Here is a 20,507-nt window from a genome sequence, read left to right as displayed (position 1 = left end):
CCACTACCGCCTTTTTATAATTTTAATCTTCTAATAGAATGAAATCAATTTCACGTTTTTCCTCATCAACACGGATCAATTTGACATTCACTTTATCACCGAGACGAATTCTTCTTCCGGTTCTTTTCCCAGTAATTGCATAATTTTTTTCATCATAGACATAAAAATCATCCTGCATATCACGCAGTCTAACAAGTCCTTCCGATAGTGTCTGGCTCAATTCAATAAAAATTCCAAAATGTGTTATACCCGATACAACACCGTGAAATTCTTCACCTACTTTACCTTTTAAATACTCGATTTGTTTCAACTTAACCGAGAGTCGTTCCGCATTAACCGCATTACGTTCTTGGGCAGATGAATGATCACAAATTTCTTCTAATTCTTCCAGCGATAAATTTTTCTCCAGGCTGCCGGAATTAAATTTGTAAATCAAATTATGGACAACAAGATCGGGGAAACGGCGGATCGGTGAAGTAAAATGAGTATAATATTTGAATCCCAATCCATAATGCCCGATATTTTTTGTTGCGTAGATCGCCTTTGCCATTGAACGAATAGCCACTTCATTAACGACGGCTTCTTCTTCTTTTCCAACCACTTCATCTAACAGCATCTGAAATTGTTTTGATTTGTTCGCGGAGTTCGGGTCAAAGTGATAACCTAAAGTCTTAACAAACCGTGCAAATTCCAAAATTTTATCCTTATCCGGCAAATCATGTATCCTATAAACAAAAGGAAATGTTTTTTTGTTCTCTTTTGGTTGCACATGCTGAGCAACAATCTGATTCGCCAGAAGCATGAATTCTTCAATCAATTTATGACTCTCTCTGACTTCCTTAATCTTAATTTCTACCGGTACGCCGTTTTTATCTAACATGAATTTAACTTCCGGTGAAAAGAAATTTATGCTTCCTTTAGACATTCTTTTCTGGCGTAAGGTTTGAGCAATTTTGTTAAGCTTATTAATTTCTTCCCACAATTCGCCTTTTTCATTTTCTAATATTGTTTGTACTTCATCGTAGGTGAATCTTCTTTTACTATTGATTATAGATTTATGAATTTCATAAGAAACAATTTTATTGCGCGGTGTAATTTCAACAATAACGGAATAAGTAAGCCGGTCTTTATGAGGAACGAGAGAGCAAATTGTATTTGATAATTTTTCCGGAAGCATAGGAATAACTTTTCCTACAAGATAAACGCTTGTTGCGCGTCTGACTGCTTCTTCATAAACAGCGGTGCCTTCATGAACATAATGACTTACATCGGCAATATGAATTCCGACTTGATAATTACCATTGGAGAGAGTTTCAACTGAAACTGCGTCATCGAAATCTTTTGCATCTTCCGGATCTATTGTGAAGATAGTTTTATTTCGCAAGTCCAAACGTTTTTTAATTTCGGCTGGGGCAATTATTTCCGGAATTGCTTCGGCTTCTCGTTCAACTTCTTTTGGAAATTTATAAGTCAATCCAAATTCACGGGCTATAGAAGAAATCTCGGCATCATAACTTCCTGCTTTGCCAAGAATTTCTTTAATTTTTCCTTCAGGATTAAGCTGCGGAGATTTCCAATCTATTTCGCCCGCAACAACTTTATCTCCGGCTTTTGCACCGCCTAATTTGTTTGCCGCTATATAAATATCACGATGAATTTTTTGATCGTCCGGTTTTATGAAGAAGAACGATTTACTTTTTTGAAGTGTGCCTACAATCTCATTCCGTTTACGTTCTACAACTTTTATAATTTCGCCTTCCAAACTTTTGCCGCGGTGCGAAGCAATCAAAGAGATTTCTACTAAGTCGCCGTCGAAAGCGACGTTAAAATTTTTCCCGGTAACAAAAATATCTTTACTGTTTTTATCTTTTAGAATCACAAAGCCATAATCTCCATCACCAACAATCTGCAGTGTTCCTATCAATTTGCCGCTTCTTTGAGCATTATAAATGTAGCGCTTCCCATCTCTTTTAATAAATCCTTCTTCAGTAAGCATGTGAAGAAAATGTTTCAGTTCTGCGTATGCGTGATCTTCAACAATGTTTAATTGTTCGGAAAGATCCTTCGATTTAATTTTTAGAGAAGGGTGATTTTTAAAAAATGCTATTAATTCTTTTTTCATCAGAACTCAAACCTATATTTAAGTGAAAATTCACTAACCTTGTCTTCAGAGCCGAATTGTGTTACTACCGGGTCTCTTCTCTCAATTCGAATTAAGAAACTTGGACCTAGAGGAGACCAATCTAATTTTAAATTTGCTTTGCCGATATTCTGGAACACTTCTGTTGTGCCGCCAAATGAATAGCGTAAGTTTTGAATTTTACCGGAAAGTGAAAACTTTGTGGCATAACCAGTTTGATTGATCTGGATATTATTCACTAAATCACCAACAGAAGAATTTAGATAATTTGTTAAGACAGAACCGAGCAATGAATAGCCGGTGCTTCCAATAGTTTGACCTGCAACATTAGTCTTATCCTGAACCGTCAAATCATCTTTAAATTTACCCGTAAGAATAAATGAGAATGCGTCGGCATAATCGTAACGCGTATCCCGTATATTATTCTGAATATTTTTTGCGCCGATATAAACACCTATGCTTTCTGTATTACCGGCAAGGCTTTTCCCAAGGTCAGAAAGAGGCGACCTAATTTTAATTTTTACCGCAACTTCCTGCGGCTGGCTGTTTTCTTCTCGCGGATTAATGTAATCATTTGTATATGTAGCAACTATATCCAGATAAGGGTTTGTTATGTCGCTCTCGAAACGTAAGAGACCGGTTGCATCAAAAGTTTTGAAGAATTCAAGTTTGGAATCTTGCAATAATTCAAATGAACCCTGCGCGCGCGTTTCTCCGCTGAAGTTGGAATATTTCAAATCGCCGCGCATTTCAACAATTAATTCTTGATTAGCCGCTTGTGATAGAATTATTACAGCTTTTGCGCTGTTCTCGGTGCGTATTTCAATTTCATAATCAAAGCTTAGAGGTTTTTCCGTTTCTTCTTTAACGTTTTGTAAATCTTTCTCTTTCAGAAGGACTTGCTGAAATCGTGCGAGTTCTGAATCAATCTTTGATGAATCTTCAACAAAAATAAAATTGAAATTTTTATTTGTAACACCGCCATTTTCTTGTCCGCTTGTATAAGTTAAATCAGTATTTTTCAACAAAACATTTCCTTGAAAGAAAACCCGGTCGCCATTTTTGGTTAATAGCCAATCTCCGTCGGTTCCAATTAAAAGATCGCCATAAAAGAGAGGACTGACAATTTGCGATTGCTGACCAAGTACCGCAAGATCTCCGTTGAAACGGAGTTTAATTTCTTTTGTTTTAAAGCCGTCAAAATCAATTCCGCCATAGCCGTTAATTGTACCTGAATATTTTGTACCTCCCGCATTTGAGAGGACAAAATTATCAACCGTCATAGATTCTTTTTCGAAACGCAACTTCATTGCGCATTTGTAGTCTAAATTATTCAAGCGGCTTTTAAATGCACCATCTGTTAAACTAAGAGTGCCTGCGTATACAGGTGAGTTAATTGTTCCGGTGATATTTAAATCTGCAGATAGTATCCCACTCTGATCTGTTATTCCCGGTACTACTCGTCCAAGGGAATTTAAATTAAATTGCGAAGAAGTTATTTGAATATTGATTGGTTCGTTATGCATCAATCTCTCACTAACCGAACTAAAGCTCAAATCAATCGGTAAAATTCCATTGATTAAAAAGAGCGGCTTCATTTCATCCGAAGTGGAATCCAGAAATGCAATGTTAGTAGTAAGTTTTTTCCCCGTATAATTCAATATTCCCTTAATGTTGCCCAATTGAGTTGTAAGGAGCTTAAGATTTTTCAAGTCAACGGATAGCTCAATAATAGGGTTTTCCAGTTCTCCTTTGATAGTAGCGCTCGCGGAACCGTTCGCAATAAGTTGACTCTCTTTTAATCCAAAAATATAACGTTCCAAAATATCGCCAGAAATTCCGGTCGCATTCAAAAGCCAATCTTGTTTACCGGAACTTTCGATTATTCCGCTGAGACTTATCAGCGATGTATCCCGCTGCATACGGCATTGACTGACTCTAAAATAATTTGGATTAAACAAAACTTTAATTGTGTCCTTGTTCTTCCATTCAATTTTATTATAGTCAAAAGAAAGATTATCAACTAGCAGCTGTTGTTCACCGGGAGTCATCTTAATGATCCCTTCCGCTTCGGTGTTAAACATATCTGCAATATTTGCTGATGCGCTAAAATATAACTTGCTCTGATTGAATGTTACATCTGCGGCAATGGATTTAATGTTGCTGCCGGAATAAAATCTTTTTCCGGTTAATGATGCCGTTCCAAAAAGTTTATCGAATGAAAGAAAATTATTATCGCGTGTAAAGTTAAGTTGTGTATCAAAACCCGAAAGATAAATTGTCTTATCCTTCTGCATCATTACAAAATAATCGAGATTCAATTCCGTTGAGACAGAAAAATTGCCGGACTCGTTTTTTACGTTGCCGTTAAATTCACCGGAAAAATCGAGCCGGTCGTAACCGATAATTTTTGTAAGTAATTCTAAGTCTTTAAATTTTCCGTTGAAATTGAATTTCAAATTTTCATTCACAAAATCCGGAAGCTTAGAGGAAATTGAATCATCTACCACAGCCGGTTTAACAATAGATATTGGATTTAATTCGGAAATTTTTGATGAAATTATTCGCGAAATGGTTCCCGATTCATAGGTAACCAATTCAATAGCTTTGCTTAATGAAAAACTGCCATTAATTGTAAAATCTGCAAAATCTGATGTTAAGATAATTTCACGTTTAGCAGAATCTTTCTTGAATGAACATTGAATATCGGAATTGCTGATTCTTTCTCCTTGAAAGCGGGAAGAGTCAATACCTATTTTAAATGTGGCATTTAATTCATCGGGGTTAAAACTTTTGCCATCTGCGCTGATATAAAAATTGAAATTGCTTTCATACTTCTCATCTTTCAAAAAGTTTGCGAGGTTTACATTTTTTAATTGCCCTACTAAATTGTAGGAGGGAATTGTATCTTTATCAAAAGAGACCTCTCCTTTTAGAAACGCAGAAAGTTTATCGCTTGAGCCGTCCATCTGTAAATCTATCAGATGGTTTGCCGCATGTGAGCTGAAGTTAAATTTAGTAATGTTGTAACCATCTATACGGGAGCCATCTGCATTGATCTGGAAATCAGCAGCAATATCGGAAATTGAAAAACCTTTTCCTTTCAGTTTTCCGCTTGAAACCAGTTTTGTATTTATATTTAATACCGGAAAGAGATCAAGATTTTCAGTCTTGAAATTAATATCGTAAGTCATGGGCTTGGAATTGAGATTCATTGCCGCATCAAGGCTTAATTTGCCCTCGTCAATATTACCCGCAAACCGTGATTTGAAATTCAGCGGTTCACCCTCGAATTCCATATCAACTGCTGAAAATTTAAGTTTTGCAAACTCCGGAATTTTTAAGGTGGGAAGAAAAGCTAGTATATCTTTGTAACTGATATCTGTTTCATTCATCTTCGCATTAATAAAAAGTTTTTCGGGTTTGTTAAGATTTTGAACTTTGCCTTCCATCTTAATATGTATGTCACGGAAATCAACGATAAATTTATCAATCTTGAAATTGCCGAATTTACCGTGAGCTTTTAAATCCATTGATGGATTACCTTTTAAAATCTCGGTACTGGTTAAGAAAGAAGAGAGGTCATCAAAGTTAAACGACTTTGATTTTGCACTTATGGTAAAAGGATAATTTTTAAAATCATCTAATTGTATTTTCCCAAATAAATTTAGACTGTCAAGACGGGCGCTGATGTTAACCTCGCTGCTGTCCGTTAAAAGATAAAAATTGCGGACACTCACAAACTCTTTTGTTACCGCAATTTCACCGGAGATATATTTTAGGTTAAAGTGAGAGAGGTTCGGCTTGAATGATAATTCATTCAGAGCCAGTAAATAATTTGAACTTGGAATATCTGCAAACGCATGCGCGGAAAAATTTAGATTTTCAATCCGCAGATCGTCCATGTTTATCGTCGGATAAATTTTCTTCGATTTTAAGTTTGAGAATGATTGTCTGATAAACGAAATGTTATGAAACTGAATGTCATTGGCTTGAATCGCAAATGAGAATGTTGATGAAGTTGTATCAACCGGTTTTGGTTTTAAAAGCTTTTCAAAATTCCATTGACCTTCACGGTTTTGAAGCATCGCAATATTCACATCCTCAAGCAAAATGTTTCTCACAAAGATCTTCTTTAGAAGGAGCTGAAGCGGACTTGTTTTTATTTCGATTTTTTTTGCGAAGAGGAGAGTGTCGTTATCAACAACAATTGATGTATTCCGGAGAAAAAGAGAAGTTAGAATCGTCCCATCGATATTCTCTATGTTTAATTTTCCGTTGAGTTCCTTGTTGGCAAGTGCAATAACTTTTTCTCTTAATAATTCCCGAAATGTTCTAGTCTGTGTAAAGCCGACGGTCAAAATGCTTAGAATTAAAAGCCCGAGGAAAATCCCAATGAAGACGTTTATTATTTTCCTGAATAAACTTCTCTGAGGTTTTTTTTGTTTTTGATCCGGAGCATTATTTTTTTCGAGGTCAGGCATTATTTTTTAAATCTTTCAAGAACTGTTTTGATTATGTTCGTCGTAGAATTGTCATTCACAAATTCTATTGTTTCCACCTTGCCGCCGTTCGCTTCAACAATTTCCCGTCCAACAATTTTATCTATTGACCAGTCCGCGCCTTTTACCAAAACATCGGGTATCAGTTTGTTGATGATTTCGTCCGGTGTGTCTTCGTCAAAAACTACAACGTAGTCAACCGGTTTAAGTGAAGAGATAATAAAAGCCCGTTCCTGCTGGTTAACAATCGGTCGAAGCTCACCTTTAATACTTTTAACGGACGAATCGGAGTTTACACCAACAATCAGCACATCACCTTTCTCTTTTGCTTTGGTAATATAATCAACGTGACCGGCATGAAGAATATCGAAGACACCGTTTGTAAAAACAACTTTTTTATTTTGCTGTTTCAAATCATTTCTGATTGCGGTAAGCTCATCAATATTTTTTACGTAATTCATTTTAACTCTTTGGCTACTGCGTTGAACAAAATATTTAATTCGATCGGAACAATTCCAACTTCCTGACAGACTAATCCGCCCGCATAATTAGCAAGATATGCGGCGTCAAAAATATCGGCTCCGGCTGTAAGTGCCATAGTGAGTGTTGATATTACAGTATCACCGGCACCGGAGACATCCGAAACTTTTCTGGCAATTGTAGGAACACGTCTTTCCGGTTTCCCTTTTTCGAATAATGCAATACCGTTTTCTCCTAAAGTCAGAAGTGCGTATTTACATTTTAATTGATCCAATAATTTTTGCCCAGCTTTAGAAATATCTTCGGCGGACCTTATTCTGGTTCCGAATACATCTTCGGTCTCTTTTCTGTTCGGTTTGAAAACCGTTACATTCTGGTAAGTAAAGAAATTGTCAAATTTCGGATCAACGGTTACAACTTTGTTTGCTTTATGCGCAAGTTCAATTACTTGCTTTATTAAATTTTCGGTCAGTACACCCTTGTTGTAATCTTGCAGAATAACGGCATCTATACTTTTGATTGTCTTTTTTAAAAGATCTAGTATTTTTTTTTCGGTTTGAGAAGAAATTTTAGTTCTCTTCTCTTTATCAATGCGAACAACATGCTGTTTGTCCGCTATAACACGCGTCTTTGATGTAGTCGGTCGTTTAGAATCTATAACAATACCTTTTGCAGAAATATTTTTCTCGTTTAAAAGTTTTTTGAAAATTTTTCCTTCATTATCTTTTCCAATCACTCCGATTGGAATTGGAACTCCTCCGAGAGTTAATATATTGTAAGCAACATTCATTGCACCGCCGAAACGGTAAAACTCATTATCAACTTCCAAAACGGGCACGGGTGCTTCGGGGGATATTCTGGTTATTCCGCCCCAGTAATAACAATCAAGCATCAAATCACCTATTACTGCAATCCGCTTTCCTTTGAAATTATTTTTTAATGCGTTCAGTTTTTTTAGCGAGACATTAATCATTTCTTAACTCCCGATTTGGTATTGTCACGGACTAAAGTCCATTGAGCAAGTTTGTTAAAGAAATTTATTTTTATCAATCCGGATTCAGTACCGAGCCAAATATTTGTTCCGTCAAAAAAGATTGAATAAACGGTTGCAGGAATTCTTTCATCTCTTAAAGGAATAATTTGATTTGTAAGTCTGTCGATCAAGACAATTCCTCTGCCGAAAGTTTCCTTTGTGCTTTTCCCAAATTGATATAAGGAAGCCCAAATATAATTTCCTGTTCTTTCAAGATCGTAAACACCGTTTGCCGGCAGCCCGTTCCTGTCATCGAATCTCTGCCAATCGTTTCGGCGGTTGAAGCGGAATAATCCGCCAAGATTAAATTCCGGTCTTTCCGGAGTTATAAACTCATCGAGCCCAATCCAGATATTTTTTCTTTCAAAGAGCATGGATGTAATTGAAACCTGCTCTCCTTCGCCGTCAAAGTAATTATATCTTGTATCATAAAAAGTAATTGCGCTCTTATCTTTCAGATCTTTCGATTTATCATACTTATCCAAACCGGCTTCGGTTCCGAACCAAACAAGAGAATCACCGTCAACTTTTATTGTCTTGATATTATTTGTCTTCTCGTTCCCGCGGACAGTTAAATCATAATCGGAATATCTTTTGTCGTTCAGATCGAATTTGGTTAAATATTTAAAGCGTCCGATCCAGAGAACATTTTCGTATTTATCGAATGCCAGCGCGCGAATCCAATTAGAAAGCTGACCGCCGAGACCAAATTTTCTTTTCGTCCAGGTACCGCGTTTAATATCAAGAATGAAAAGTCCGTCTGTTGAGCCAGCCCATACATAATCTTTGTTTGCCGCAATGCAATAAAAGAAATCGTGCTGTAAATTGCCATTTGAAGTGGAGTATGTCATCCATGCATTGCTCTTTGGAATGTATTTAAATATTCCGTTTCCGTTTGTGCAAAACCATAGGTTTGTTCCGTCGCTCGTAATATCTGTTACTTGAGCGCCTTTAATAAAAAATTCAAGATCGGGCTGATCCTGTGCAAAGAGATTTATTCCAAACAATATGAAAAGCAGAAACAATATTTTCTTCATGGTGAAAATTTTCAGTTAGTGAAAAAGTTTGATTTCTATGGGGAAATTTAACACTAAGAATGAACGGATGGAAATGTTTGAGAAAGATTTTTACTCTACAGAAACAATAGAATGTCGGCTCTCAAATTTTATATTCCACTCCAGTTCAAATCCAAATGTTAGACATGTTTTCAGTTTGTCGTAATCGATCTTTTCATTCAAGATTGTTTGCAGTTCTGTGGTTTTATCGTTGAGTTCGAACGAAAGGGTCCGGCGTGTTTCATCATTGCAGTTAAGATAATCGACAAGTTTTCTATGAAATGAACCGCACAAAATTGAACCATGCTGAAGGACTATATTGTTCAATTTTCTTTGTGCGCTGCCAATCAATTTCTTTCCGTTAAACTTCACTTCATTCTTAGCAGTGCTTGCAAAACATAAAACACCCGCAGGTTCCTCAAGCAGTTTTGGAAAATCCGGCTGATAATTTTCTAATTCCGATTTGGCAAGAAGGGGATTATAAATCTCCAGTCCTCTCATTAATGCGTTAGAGACTTTAACATAAATTTCGCGCGGAGAAAATTTATAATTAAGCGGAAGTACAACAGAATAAGTAAGTTCTTCGGCATGAAGGATTGCACGTCCGCCGGTAGGGCGTTTTACAACATCAATCCCATCTTGATTTGTTTTTAGCAGATTTATGTCATCAAAACTTTGATTTGCACCAAGAGAGATACAAAACGGATTCCATCTATAAATTCTCAAATATGCTTCATCGGGATCGCATTTATGGGCGAGTTCCAGATCGAATTCCATATTATAGGAGCCGGTATTAGCGCCTGAATCAATTAAATTCCAGATCATTTACGAACTAATCCGCGTGATGATTTCTCCATAAATTCAAGAATGCTTTTAACGTGAGGCTGAGTTCCGAATTTTTCAACAATTTTTTCTTTAGCCGCGACAGGATTCATTCCGGAATTGTAAAAGATCCGGTAAGTTTCTTTTATCGCGTCAATCTCTTCATTTGTAAAACCTCTCCGTCTCAAACCGATAATATTCAATCCCATAAAACGTGCTGGGTAACCGGAAGTCATAATAAACGGGGGAACATCCATATTCGCCATAGAGCCGCCGCCTACCATGGCGTGTTTTCCAATTTTACCAAATTGATGAACAGCTGCTAAACCGCCGATTATAACTGTGTCTTCGATCTCTACATGTCCGGCAAGTTGAACGCCATTTGCGATGATGCAGTTATCGCCGATATGACAATCGTGGGCGATATGGGCATAAGCCATCAACAAACAATTTTTTCCGATGCGTGTTTCGCCGGTTGCATGAGTTCCGCGGTGAAGAGTTGCAAATTCACGGACTGTTGTGTCGTCGTCAATTTTTAGTAATGTTTTCCCTTTATCGAATTTTAAATCTTGCGGTAAGTTGGAGATTGAAGCTCCTTGAAAAATTTTTACACGTTTCCCGATTCTCGCAAAATCATAAATCACAGCATTGGGACCGATTTCACATCCCTCATCAATTTCAACATCGTCATTGATTACAGCAAATGGACCAACTATAATATCATGTGCAAGTTTTGCTTTAGGACTTACGATTGCGGTTGGATGAATATTGCTCATAGAGTATTTTTAATTTTCTTTTTGATTTTCTTTATTAGTAATAGCGCCCATAAATTCCGCTTCGGCAACAAGATCGTTATTCACGTAAGCAGAACCCTTAATTGAAAAATATTTACTCTTCTTACTAATGACCTCAGCTTCCAGGTATAATTGATCTCCGGGAACAACAGGTTTTCTGAACTTTGCGTGATTGATGCTCATGAACATAACAAGATGATTTTCGGGATCAAGGAAAGAATTTAAAATCAGAATGCCGCTAACCTGTGCCATAGCTTCAACAATTAATACGCCCGGCATTATAGGCTGACCGGGGAAGTGACCCTGGAAAAACGGTTCGTTGATTGTAACTGATTTCACACCGACAACTTTTTTATCAAGATCGAGTTCAACAATTTTATCAACGAGGAGGAAGGGGTAACGGTGCGGAAGAATTCTCTGTATCGCGTTTGCATCAAGCACAACGCCTTCTTTCTTAACCAGCTGGAATTTCTTAACTATTTTTTTCTGCTGATAAAGACTTCTGATTTTTTTTGCGAATTCAACATTTGCTTTGTGTCCGGGTCGTGCGGCAAGGATTTGAGCTTTTATCGGTGTTCCTATTAATGCCAAATCGCCCATCAAATCAAGAAGTTTATGACGCGCCGGTTCATTTTTGAATCTTGGTTTATTGTTATTTAAAAATCCTTCATGGCTCATTGTTAAATCTTCAGCCAATCCCAGTTTCTCTTTCAAGCGATTCAATCCGGCGTCATCAATTTCATGGTCAATTATCACAACCGCATTATCAATATTTCCGCCTTTTATCAAACCCTTATCGGCAAGCATTTCAACTTCGCTTAAAAAACTAAAAGTTCTCGAAGGGGCAAATTCCGTTACAAATTCTTTTTCCAAATCAAATAAACCAGTGTGCTGGCTTCCAAGAATCGGGGTTTCATAATCAACCATCAATGAAATTCTATAGCTATCCATTGGAAGAGCAACAATATCAATTTTTTCTTCATCGTTATGGTACATCACGGTTTGATCAATTACCAAATAATCTTTTGGAGAATCTTGCGTGACGAACCCGGCTTCCAAAAGTTTTTCAACATAAGGCATCGCACTTCCGTCGCCAATCGGCGGTTCAATGCCGTCTAACTCAATTGTAATATTATCTATTTGTAAACCGACGATTGCGGCAAGAACATGTTCAACTGTATAGACCTTTGCGGAGCCAAGACCAAGCGTGGTGCCTCGTGATATGTCAACAACAAAATCCGCGTTAGCAGGAATTTCCGGTCTGCCGCCTAAATCCGTTCTGACAAATTTGATTCCGCTGTTATCAGGTGCAGGTGTAAAAGTCATTGTACATGATGTGCCGGTATGCAAACCAATTCCGGAAAGTGAAACAGGTTTTGCAATCGTTCTTTGAAGTTCGAGCATCAGTTACCTTTAGATGTTAGTTGCGAGATTTTCTCCTCCAAAGATGCAATTTTTTCTTCTAACTTTTTAATTTTTTCTGCATACGTGCCAAGGTTTTTTAAATGTGCCTCTCTTTTAAAAGCATCTCTGAATTCGATTGCGGGCGAGCCAAAGTATTTCCCCGATTTTTTTATTGATTTTGCAACCCCGGATTGTGCTGCTATCATAACTTGATCTGCAATCTCTGCATGACCAATTATTCCGACTTGACCGCCGAACATACAATTCTTTCCAACTTTAGTACTGCCGGCAATTCCGACCTGAGCTGACATGACAGTGTTCTCTCCGACTTCAACATTGTGAGCAATCTGAACAAGATTATCAATCTTAACACCTTTTCTAATTATCGTTGATCCTAGAGCTGCTCTGTCAATAGAAACATTTGAACCGAGTTCGACATCATCTTCCAATATTACATTTCCAATCTGCGGTATTTTTTGATAGATGCCTTTCTCATCAGGAACAAAACCGAATCCATCTGAACCAATAACAGTATTCGGATGAATAATAATATTGTTTCCGAGAATACAATTTTCACGGATGGAAACATTTTGATAGATTAAACAATTACTGCCTATCTTAACATTTTCAAGTATTACACTATTATGATAGATAACCGAATCATCTCCGATAGAGCAACCTTTTTCGATTACAACATTTTTACCGATCGCCACATTTCTACCAACCTTTACAGAGTTATGAACGGCTGCGCTTGGATCAATTCCATGCAAATTGATTTTCGGTTTTAAGAAAGTTGTTATAATTTTTTGAACTGCGTCGGAAGGATTTTTAACATCGATGTAAGCAATATCTGTTCTGGTTTTTTTAAACTCCGGTCCAATAATAACCGCGGATGCTTTTGTGGTGCTGAGGAATTTTTCATAAGCGGGGAGAGATAGAAAAGTTAGATCTCCTTTTTTTGCTTCCTCGATTTTAGCAAAACCCGTTAATTCAATTTCAGGATTGCCGATAACAACACCGCCGACAAAGTCGGCGGCTGATTTCAAATTTATTTTCATAAATTCTCACTTAAGTTTATCGATTACCTCTTGCGTCAGATCATATTCTTCTTTCGCGTAGAGGAACAATATATCGCCGCTTCTATCGAAAACATAATCATATTCTTTTTCTTTTGCTATTTGTTGAATTACTGTAAAGATTCTATTCTGAATCGGTTTCATTAATTCTTCCTGCTTCTGAAAAAGTTCTCCTTTGACGCCAAATTTATCTTGACGGTACTTGGAAACCTGATCTTCCATAGTGACAAGCTCTTTTTCAATCTCAACACGTTTCTGTTCGCTCAATATTAATTTACGCTTGTCGTAATCGTCGTATTTGGTTTTCCAGTCTCTTTCCATTTTAGAAAGTTCTTCCTGCCATTCTTTAACCATGGCGTCCAGTTTTTTCTGAACATCCTGGGCATCTGGAAGCTGCTTCATAATTGTGTCGCTGTCCACATAACCAATTTTCAGTTGTGCATCTAGTTTCTGTGTAAAAACAGCGAACAGAATTAACGATAGAACTAATCCGGTCTTTTTCATATTGAACTCCCCGGTAATTATTTTTTACCTCTTTTAAGTAGATCGAGTACTTTGTAAGTAATATCGAACTGAGGATCGGCTTTAAGAAGAATTACTTCGCCTGCTTTATCAAAAACAAACTGCATGTTCTCTTCTTTAGAAACTTCATCAATTGCTTTGAAGATTTTTTCTTTAACCGGTTTCATAAATTGATCTTGTTTTACAAAATATTCGCCGTTAGGCTGATTGAATTTTGAATCCTGATATTGCTGCGCTTTTTGTACTTTTTCACCGTACTTTGCTTCTGCCGCTTTAACTTCTTCAGGCTTCATAGTTTTAGCTTGTTTCTGATAATCATCGGATATTTTCTGAATGTCTGTCTTCATACTGTCTAAATCTTTTCTCCATTTAGCAACTAATCCGTCAAGATCAGCTTTAGCTTTTATAGCTTCTGGATACTGAGCAAGAATAACTTCTGAATCAACATAACCTATTTTTAACGGTGTTGGTTGAGTAGTTTGTGTTTGAGCAAAAAGCGATGTAGAAAAAACAATTAATGCAAATAAAATAATTCTTTTCACGGTTACCTCTATTTTAATGTTTGTTAAAAACCTTTTCCAAATTGGAAGTGGAAAACCCATTGTGGATCTAATCCGTCAACACTTCTGCGGTCAAATCCGTATCCATAATCGAATCCGATCAATCCAATCGGATTTAATAATATTCTTGCCCCAATACCCACCGAGCGTTTCAAATTGAATAAATCGGTATTTTTCATATTCAAATAAACGTTACCTGCCTCTGCAAAAGCAAGTAAATAAATTGGAATTGGTTCCATTGATAGTGCCACTCTGAATTCAGTAGTGAACTTAGCCATTACGCTGCTGCCTCTAACGTTGTTTGTTTGAGGGTCTCTTAGACCTAAACTGCGGTCTTCGTAACCGCGTAAAGGCGTAGTAGCTATTATCAAACCATTTCCACCCATGTAAAAATATTCGAACGGCTGAATTGGGGTGTTGTCTTTTAACTCTCCAATATAACCCAGATCTGCCGAAGTGTAAAGTACAAATCTATTACTCCTAAATAAAGGCCTGTACCATTCAGCTTTAAATTGCAGTTTGTAGTAGTCAACATTTCCCGGCAAGAAAGGTCCGCCTGAAAGTTCACCGCTCAACATAATTTTGGATCCGCGCGTAGGGAAGATAGGATTATCAATATCGGTTCTTGAAATTGTTGTGCCTAATGTGTATTGACGTGAAAGACCCGTTGGATAATATCCTGCGCCGTCAATTACATCGTTATATTGAAAACGCATTGTACCTTGAACATAGAAAAAATCATCCGGCCACGTTAATCTTTTTCCTACACGGAAAGTGATGCCTGACTGTTGAAGATCGTAAACATATCTTTGGCGGGTATCGAACAGATCGAAACCGAGAGAAGTCGGAGTATCCATAAACCAAGGTTCTGTAAAACCGAGAGAGAAAGTTCTATAAAAATTTCCAACTCCAAACTGCCAATTGAAATTTAGAATCTGCCCGCCGCCCATTTGGAGCGGTTCTGCAATAGAAAAATTTGATAATGTAAATCCGACAGCACCGCTAAAACCGAATGCGCCACTGTAACCCACAGAAGCATTTAAATAGTCGCTCGATTTTTCTTCCACTTTGTAGATGATATTTACAATACTGTCGTTCGCAGGTCTATAATCAACACCGCTTTTATAGAGGGCTTCCGAATTGAAATACTGAAGATTCGCAAGCTGTTGTAAACTTCTTAAAATATATCCTCGGCTGAAATAACTACCGGGAATGGTATAGAGCTCGCGGCGAATAACTTTATCTTTTGTTTTATCATTACCTGTAATATCAACTTTACCGACTTTAAAACGATTACCTTCATTAATTTTAATTCTAATATCGATTGAATCCGGGGCTACCTTCTCTTCCTTAGCATCAAGTTGAAAACCAAGATATCCATTGTCCTGATAGAGCGAAGAGACATCTGATTGTTTTTCATTGTAATGCAGATTCTGGTTAAATTTTTCATAATCGAAAACATCACCCTTCTTAAACGCAAGACGAGCACTTAGTTCTTCCGAAGGATAAACAGTATTGCCTTCCCAAATTACATCTCTAATTTTGTATTGTGCGCCTTCGTAAACATCGATTAGAACATCAAGATGTTTTTTATCTTCGGAAAAGACTGTACTATCGCGCAGAACAACAAAATCTCTGTAACCATTCTTTCGATAGAAATTTGTTAATAGATCTTTGTCTTTTTCAAATTTATCTTTCTTGAATTTTGGAGAAGACCAGAATTTCCACCACTTAGGTTCTTTTGTTTCATCAAACTGGCTGATTAAATCATCATCCGGAAAGGCTGTATTACCATGAAACCTAATACGTTCAATTGTAACTTCATCTCCTTCTGTAATATCAAATATTACAACTGTGCGGTCTTTTATTTTGGCAACCGAATTTAGGGAAGAATTTTTATCAAGTTCGTAAGTAGTTTTATATTCTTTGGAAAGATCTTTTTCATTGCGCCACGTAACACTTAATTCTTGACCAACTGTATCTGCACGAAAAAATTGATAATAGTCTGGTACAATCTTAGCATTCAGATAGCCGTCGTCGTCATACAACAATTTTACTTTGTTTATAATTCGTGTTATTTCTTGCGGTTTTAGAGTTTGTCCGCGAACGATATTAATCTTTTTATTGATATTGTCGCTGCTTAATTCATCATTGCCGGTTAATACAATTTTTTCGAGACGCGGATATTCTTGAACCTTCAATTGAAGAAAAACACCGTTATCAATTTTCTTTTCAATTAAAAGTTGAACATCTTGAAAAATTCCCAAATTCCATAATCGTTTAATTGCGTTATTGGATTGATCGCCGGGCATGGTAATTTCGTCACCAACCTTCAACCCCGAATTTGCAATAATAGTTGCGGCATCTGCAGACTTATTTCCAATAACAGAAATACCAAGGATTTTGTAATTAATCTTTTGCGTTTGCGGATAAACTTCGGCTAATGTAATTAGTAATAAGATTAGACTAAGCTTTAACCACTTTTTGGGAGTGTGTTTTATCATTATGCTCTTTTATCTGTTTGCTCGATAGTTGTTCGCTAACCAAACCAAATCTTCTTTCTCTTTTTTGAAAATTTTTAATCGCTTCAACCAAATGTTTACACCGGAAATCGGGCCATAACACATCTGAGATAAATATTTCCGAATAAGCAATCTGCCAAAGCAAAAAATTACTAATTCTAAATTCGCCGCCGCTTCTAATCAATAAATCCGGTTCGGGCAACCCTCTCGTAGAGAGATTTCCCGAAATTGTATCTTCTGTTATCTCTTCTGGTTTTAACTTTCCGGCAATTACTTGTTTGCTTATATCTTTAACTGCCTCAACAAGTTCCCATCTTCCGCTATAACTAAGAGCAAGGTTTAAAATCATCCGATCATTATGAGATGTCTTATCCAGTGCAGCTTTCAATTCATCTTGAACAATATTCGGTAGCGAAGTAGTATCGCCGATAGTAGTCAATCGAATTCCATTACTGTTCAACTCATCTGTTTCGTTCTGAAGACTTCTTACAATTAATCTCATCAAAGTAGAAACTTCATCTTGCGGGCGTTTCCAATTTTCTGTGGAAAAAGTATAGAGAGTAAGAATTTTTACACCGAGCCCTACACATGCTTCTACAACTTGTCTAACCGATTCAACACCGCGCTGATGTCCGGCAACACGGGGCAAACTTCTTTTATTTGCCCATCTACCGTTTCCATCCATTATTAATGCGATATGCTGAGGGATGTTGCCTTTTGCTTTTACATCTTCAACTAATTTTTTATCAGTGGCACTAAGCTTTGTAGCCAACTTATCTTGTCATCCTCAAATTTTGGCTCGAAAAAATAGTTCCCATGCGTGTAAATGTCAAGGTAAACTAAGTTTAGATATTTTGAACAAAATTTAAGGTAGAAATTTATTTCGATGACGGCTCTGGTATAGTGATTATTTTGATATGCTTTTGCGTCTCTTCATCAAGAGAAGAAATTAGAAGAGATGCCTTAACTAACGAGTTATATGGAACTCCAATAAATAGAGTAATTCTGTTTTGAGGAAAACGTGCAGAGTAGTTTGCTAAAAAATCAAGCTTGCTTAAAAATGAATGGTCATTCAATTCTTCATCGGTAACAGTTAATCCCAATGCAATTTTCTTTTTATACTTTGCCACGGCATCAACTTCATACTCGCCCATTAATGGAGGAGCGGGTAGATACTTACCGAACTTTCTACTAAGAGTTAAATATCCATGCTGCCATAGATGGTCTATCAGGTAATCAACTCGTTCTCTTTTTAATCTTGGTGCCATTTTTTACTCTAATTAAATCTCGGTATAATTGGAATAACCGGAGAAAATTTTTCAAATGAAAATATTTTGATATTGCTCATCTTTTCATACTCGAACATTTTGATTTCATTTGTACAGCTCAGTTTTCCATAAAGCACTTTCTTACCATTTTTATTCCGTGCTATGTAATAAGGTTCCAAATTTATCTCTTCAAAACCGTACAAAAATTTTACTCTATTTCTATTTCTGATTGCCGATGTAAATAGCAGTGATTTCATTTTTTCTCCATTCATCAGTTATACGTTCTAAAGACACCGATTACTTTTCCAATAATTGAAAAATCTTCCCGGTCTGCAATTTCAATCGGGTTATATTTTTCATTTTCAGGCATTAAATAAATTTTGTTGTCCTTTGCTATAAATCTTTTCATCGTTGCTTCATCTTGAAGAAGCGCAACAACAATATCTCCGTTTGAAGCATTCTGTTGAGGAGATACAATTACCAAATCACCTTCAAGAATTCCTGCATTGATCATACTATCGCCTCGAACCTTTAGACCGAAGCAATCATTTCTTTTATTTAATAAACCGGCATCCACCAAAACGTTCCCTTCTATATTTTCTTCCGCAAGTATCGGTTGACCAGCGGCAACACGACCAACAATTGGTATTCCTATCATATTATCGAGAACTTGTCTTGATTTGTTTAATGTATTTTCAATAAGTGCAATAGTTCTACTTGTTTTGCTTTCATTGGATAGGAATCCTTTTTTAACCAATGCATCGATATGTCTTTTGACGCCGAATGTACTCGCAATGTTAAATTGTTTTCCTATTTCCCGGTAAGTTGGGGGATAGCTGTTCTGATTCGCATAGGTTTGAATGAAATCAAGTATTTCTTGCTGGCGATCCGTGAGTTCATTTTTCATATTAGTGCTCCTTTGTGCACCTACAATATAGTGAACGAATGAGCACTGTGTCAAGGGAAAAATTTAAGGCATGTTCTGGCTTATGAATGTATCTGTTAAATGAGATTTAGAAATAGATCTTTTCTATTAGAACGTGTTGTGTGAATTAAAAAATATAGTTTAATAAACTGTTGAAACAGTTAACAAAAACATTGTTTCATTGATTAACCCCGCGATTAATCGCGGGGTTAGAAGCACAATGTTAGAACCGTTTTAACGGTTTACATTCTAATTCACACAACGGGTTATTAGAGATAATAAGTAATGCAGAATCTATTTCCATTTGAAGAGTGGGTTTATAAAATTTATAATTTTCCGGCCTATGATATTATTGTCTTGAATACCTACAAACATTTCGGAGCCCGGACCAAAACTAAAAACACCAACTAAATTTGCCGTATGATATTTTGTTGCCCATACAACATCAAGTTCACCAGTCTCTTTATTCTTTCCCGAAATACCGAGACTTCCGGTATCGTGGTCGGCAAGAACAATTACTAATGTGTTTTTATCTTTTTCAGCAAACTTCAATGCGGCTTCTATTGCAGAATTAAAATCTTTCAATTCGCCAAAAAGATAATCTTTATCATTTGCATCCGCTGCCCAGTCCATTTGAGAACCTTCGACCATAAGAAAGAAACCATTTTCATTTTTGCTTAAATACTTTATTGCATTATCGGTAAGAAAACCGAGTGTATAATCCCTTTCTTTGGCATGCGGAAGTGCTGCAGCACCGAAAAGTCCAAAAAATTTTTTCGATGGAAGTTTTTCTTTAAGCAAACTTGGGCTAGATATGAATTCATATCCAACAGATTTCATAGAGTCAATCAAATTATATTTATCATCCCTTCTACCGCCAAGACTTTTGGGGAGGAAAAAATCTGTGCCGGCACCAAGTAAAACATCTACACCGCATTTTACAATCTGTGAAGCGATTCCGTATTCTTCTTTACGGGTTCCGTTATGAGAGATAAAAGCTGCGGGAGTGGCATTGGTAACAGAACTTGTTGCAATTATCCCCGTAGCCATTTTTTGCTTCTTCGCAATTTCAATCACAGTTTCTAAAACTTTTCCATTCTCATCAATACTTATCATTCCATTTTTTGTTCTATAACCGGTTGCGTATGATGTTGCACCTGCGGCTGAGTCGGTAATCAAATTATCTATATTACAAGTATTTATAAGCCCAATGGAAAGAAATTTTTTGAACTGGTCGTTCTGCATTGATTGAGCGGAAACAGAAACCTGTGAGACTCCCATTCCGTCGCCAATCAAGAGAATTATATTTTTTGGTTTATTATTGTTTTTAGAATAAAAAACGGCTGCAGTTAATAACACTGCAACCGTTGCGTAATAAAATATTTTCTTTATCAAAAAGCCGCC

Annotated in this window: 17 protein-coding genes; all 17 read right to left on the bottom strand. The window is 36.7% G+C overall.

Features of this window, described 5'->3' with window-relative positions; genetic code table 11:
• Positions 1-22 precede the first annotated feature (22 nt).
• The gene (gene rnr, locus NTX65_05365) at positions 23-2,122 is read right to left on the bottom strand and encodes a ribonuclease R (protein MCX6168743.1); all 2,100 of its coding nucleotides are present in this window, start codon (positions 2,120-2,122) and stop codon (positions 23-25) included.
• Positions 2,122-6,624: a hypothetical protein gene (locus NTX65_05360; protein MCX6168742.1), complete on the bottom strand. Its 4,503-nt coding sequence runs from the start codon at positions 6,622-6,624 to the stop codon at positions 2,122-2,124. The genes rnr and NTX65_05360 overlap by 1 nt, the downstream gene beginning before the upstream one ends.
• The gene (gene rfaE2, locus NTX65_05355; protein ID MCX6168741.1) at positions 6,624-7,103 is read right to left on the bottom strand and encodes a D-glycero-beta-D-manno-heptose 1-phosphate adenylyltransferase; all 480 of its coding nucleotides are present in this window, start codon (positions 7,101-7,103) and stop codon (positions 6,624-6,626) included. The genes NTX65_05360 and rfaE2 overlap by 1 nt, the downstream gene beginning before the upstream one ends.
• The gene (gene rfaE1 / locus NTX65_05350) at positions 7,100-8,095 is read right to left on the bottom strand and encodes a D-glycero-beta-D-manno-heptose-7-phosphate kinase (protein MCX6168740.1); all 996 of its coding nucleotides are present in this window, start codon (positions 8,093-8,095) and stop codon (positions 7,100-7,102) included. The genes rfaE2 and rfaE1 overlap by 4 nt, the downstream gene beginning before the upstream one ends.
• Positions 8,092-9,192, bottom strand: coding sequence for a hypothetical protein (locus NTX65_05345; GenBank protein ID MCX6168739.1), 1,101 nt, complete (start codon positions 9,190-9,192; stop codon positions 8,092-8,094). Before NTX65_05345 ends, rfaE1 begins: the two co-directional genes overlap by 4 nt.
• A gap of 90 nt (positions 9,193-9,282) precedes the next feature.
• Positions 9,283-10,035, bottom strand: coding sequence for a hypothetical protein (locus NTX65_05340; GenBank protein ID MCX6168738.1), 753 nt, complete (start codon positions 10,033-10,035; stop codon positions 9,283-9,285).
• Positions 10,032-10,808 carry an acyl-ACP--UDP-N-acetylglucosamine O-acyltransferase gene (gene lpxA / locus NTX65_05335; GenBank protein ID MCX6168737.1) on the bottom strand — a complete coding sequence of 259 codons (777 nt, stop codon included), beginning with the start codon at positions 10,806-10,808 and terminating at the stop codon, positions 10,032-10,034. The genes NTX65_05340 and lpxA overlap by 4 nt, the downstream gene beginning before the upstream one ends.
• Before the next feature lie 9 nt (positions 10,809-10,817).
• Positions 10,818-12,230 (bottom strand): bifunctional UDP-3-O-[3-hydroxymyristoyl] N-acetylglucosamine deacetylase/3-hydroxyacyl-ACP dehydratase, encoded by a 1,413-nt coding sequence (locus NTX65_05330; protein MCX6168736.1) that lies wholly within the window; start codon positions 12,228-12,230, stop codon positions 10,818-10,820.
• Positions 12,230-13,288, bottom strand: a complete 1,059-nt coding sequence (lpxD, locus tag NTX65_05325) for a UDP-3-O-(3-hydroxymyristoyl)glucosamine N-acyltransferase (protein MCX6168735.1) — start codon at positions 13,286-13,288, stop codon at positions 12,230-12,232. The genes NTX65_05330 and lpxD overlap by 1 nt, the downstream gene beginning before the upstream one ends.
• A 6-nt stretch (positions 13,289-13,294) precedes the next feature.
• Positions 13,295-13,810: an OmpH family outer membrane protein gene (locus NTX65_05320; GenBank protein MCX6168734.1), complete on the bottom strand. Its 516-nt coding sequence runs from the start codon at positions 13,808-13,810 to the stop codon at positions 13,295-13,297.
• Between the two features lie 17 nt (positions 13,811-13,827).
• Positions 13,828-14,370, bottom strand: a complete 543-nt coding sequence (locus tag NTX65_05315) for an OmpH family outer membrane protein (GenBank protein ID MCX6168733.1) — start codon at positions 14,368-14,370, stop codon at positions 13,828-13,830.
• Positions 14,371-14,393: 23 nt separating this feature from the next.
• Complete coding sequence (bamA, locus tag NTX65_05310; GenBank protein MCX6168732.1) at positions 14,394-16,892, bottom strand: outer membrane protein assembly factor BamA; 2,499 nt, start codon at positions 16,890-16,892, stop codon at positions 14,394-14,396.
• Complete coding sequence (locus NTX65_05305) at positions 16,855-17,682, bottom strand: isoprenyl transferase (protein MCX6168731.1); 828 nt, start codon at positions 17,680-17,682, stop codon at positions 16,855-16,857. Before NTX65_05305 ends, bamA begins: the two co-directional genes overlap by 38 nt.
• Before the next feature lie 106 nt (positions 17,683-17,788).
• Positions 17,789-18,178, bottom strand: coding sequence for a hypothetical protein (locus NTX65_05300; protein MCX6168730.1), 390 nt, complete (start codon positions 18,176-18,178; stop codon positions 17,789-17,791).
• 8 nt (positions 18,179-18,186) lie between these two features.
• Positions 18,187-18,435 (bottom strand): hypothetical protein, encoded by a 249-nt coding sequence (locus NTX65_05295; protein MCX6168729.1) that lies wholly within the window; start codon positions 18,433-18,435, stop codon positions 18,187-18,189.
• Between the two features lie 14 nt (positions 18,436-18,449).
• Positions 18,450-19,085 carry a transcriptional repressor LexA gene (gene lexA / locus NTX65_05290; GenBank protein ID MCX6168728.1) on the bottom strand — a complete coding sequence of 212 codons (636 nt, stop codon included), beginning with the start codon at positions 19,083-19,085 and terminating at the stop codon, positions 18,450-18,452.
• 312 nt (positions 19,086-19,397) lie between these two features.
• Positions 19,398-20,498: an alkaline phosphatase gene (locus NTX65_05285; GenBank protein ID MCX6168727.1), complete on the bottom strand. Its 1,101-nt coding sequence runs from the start codon at positions 20,496-20,498 to the stop codon at positions 19,398-19,400.
• Between the last annotated feature and the right edge of the window lie 9 nt (positions 20,499-20,507).

Source organism: Ignavibacteriales bacterium, from assembly GCA_026390795.1.
Classification (GTDB): domain Bacteria; phylum Bacteroidota; class Ignavibacteria; order Ignavibacteriales; family Melioribacteraceae; genus Fen-1258.
This window is presented reverse-complemented; position numbering and strand designations above follow the sequence as displayed.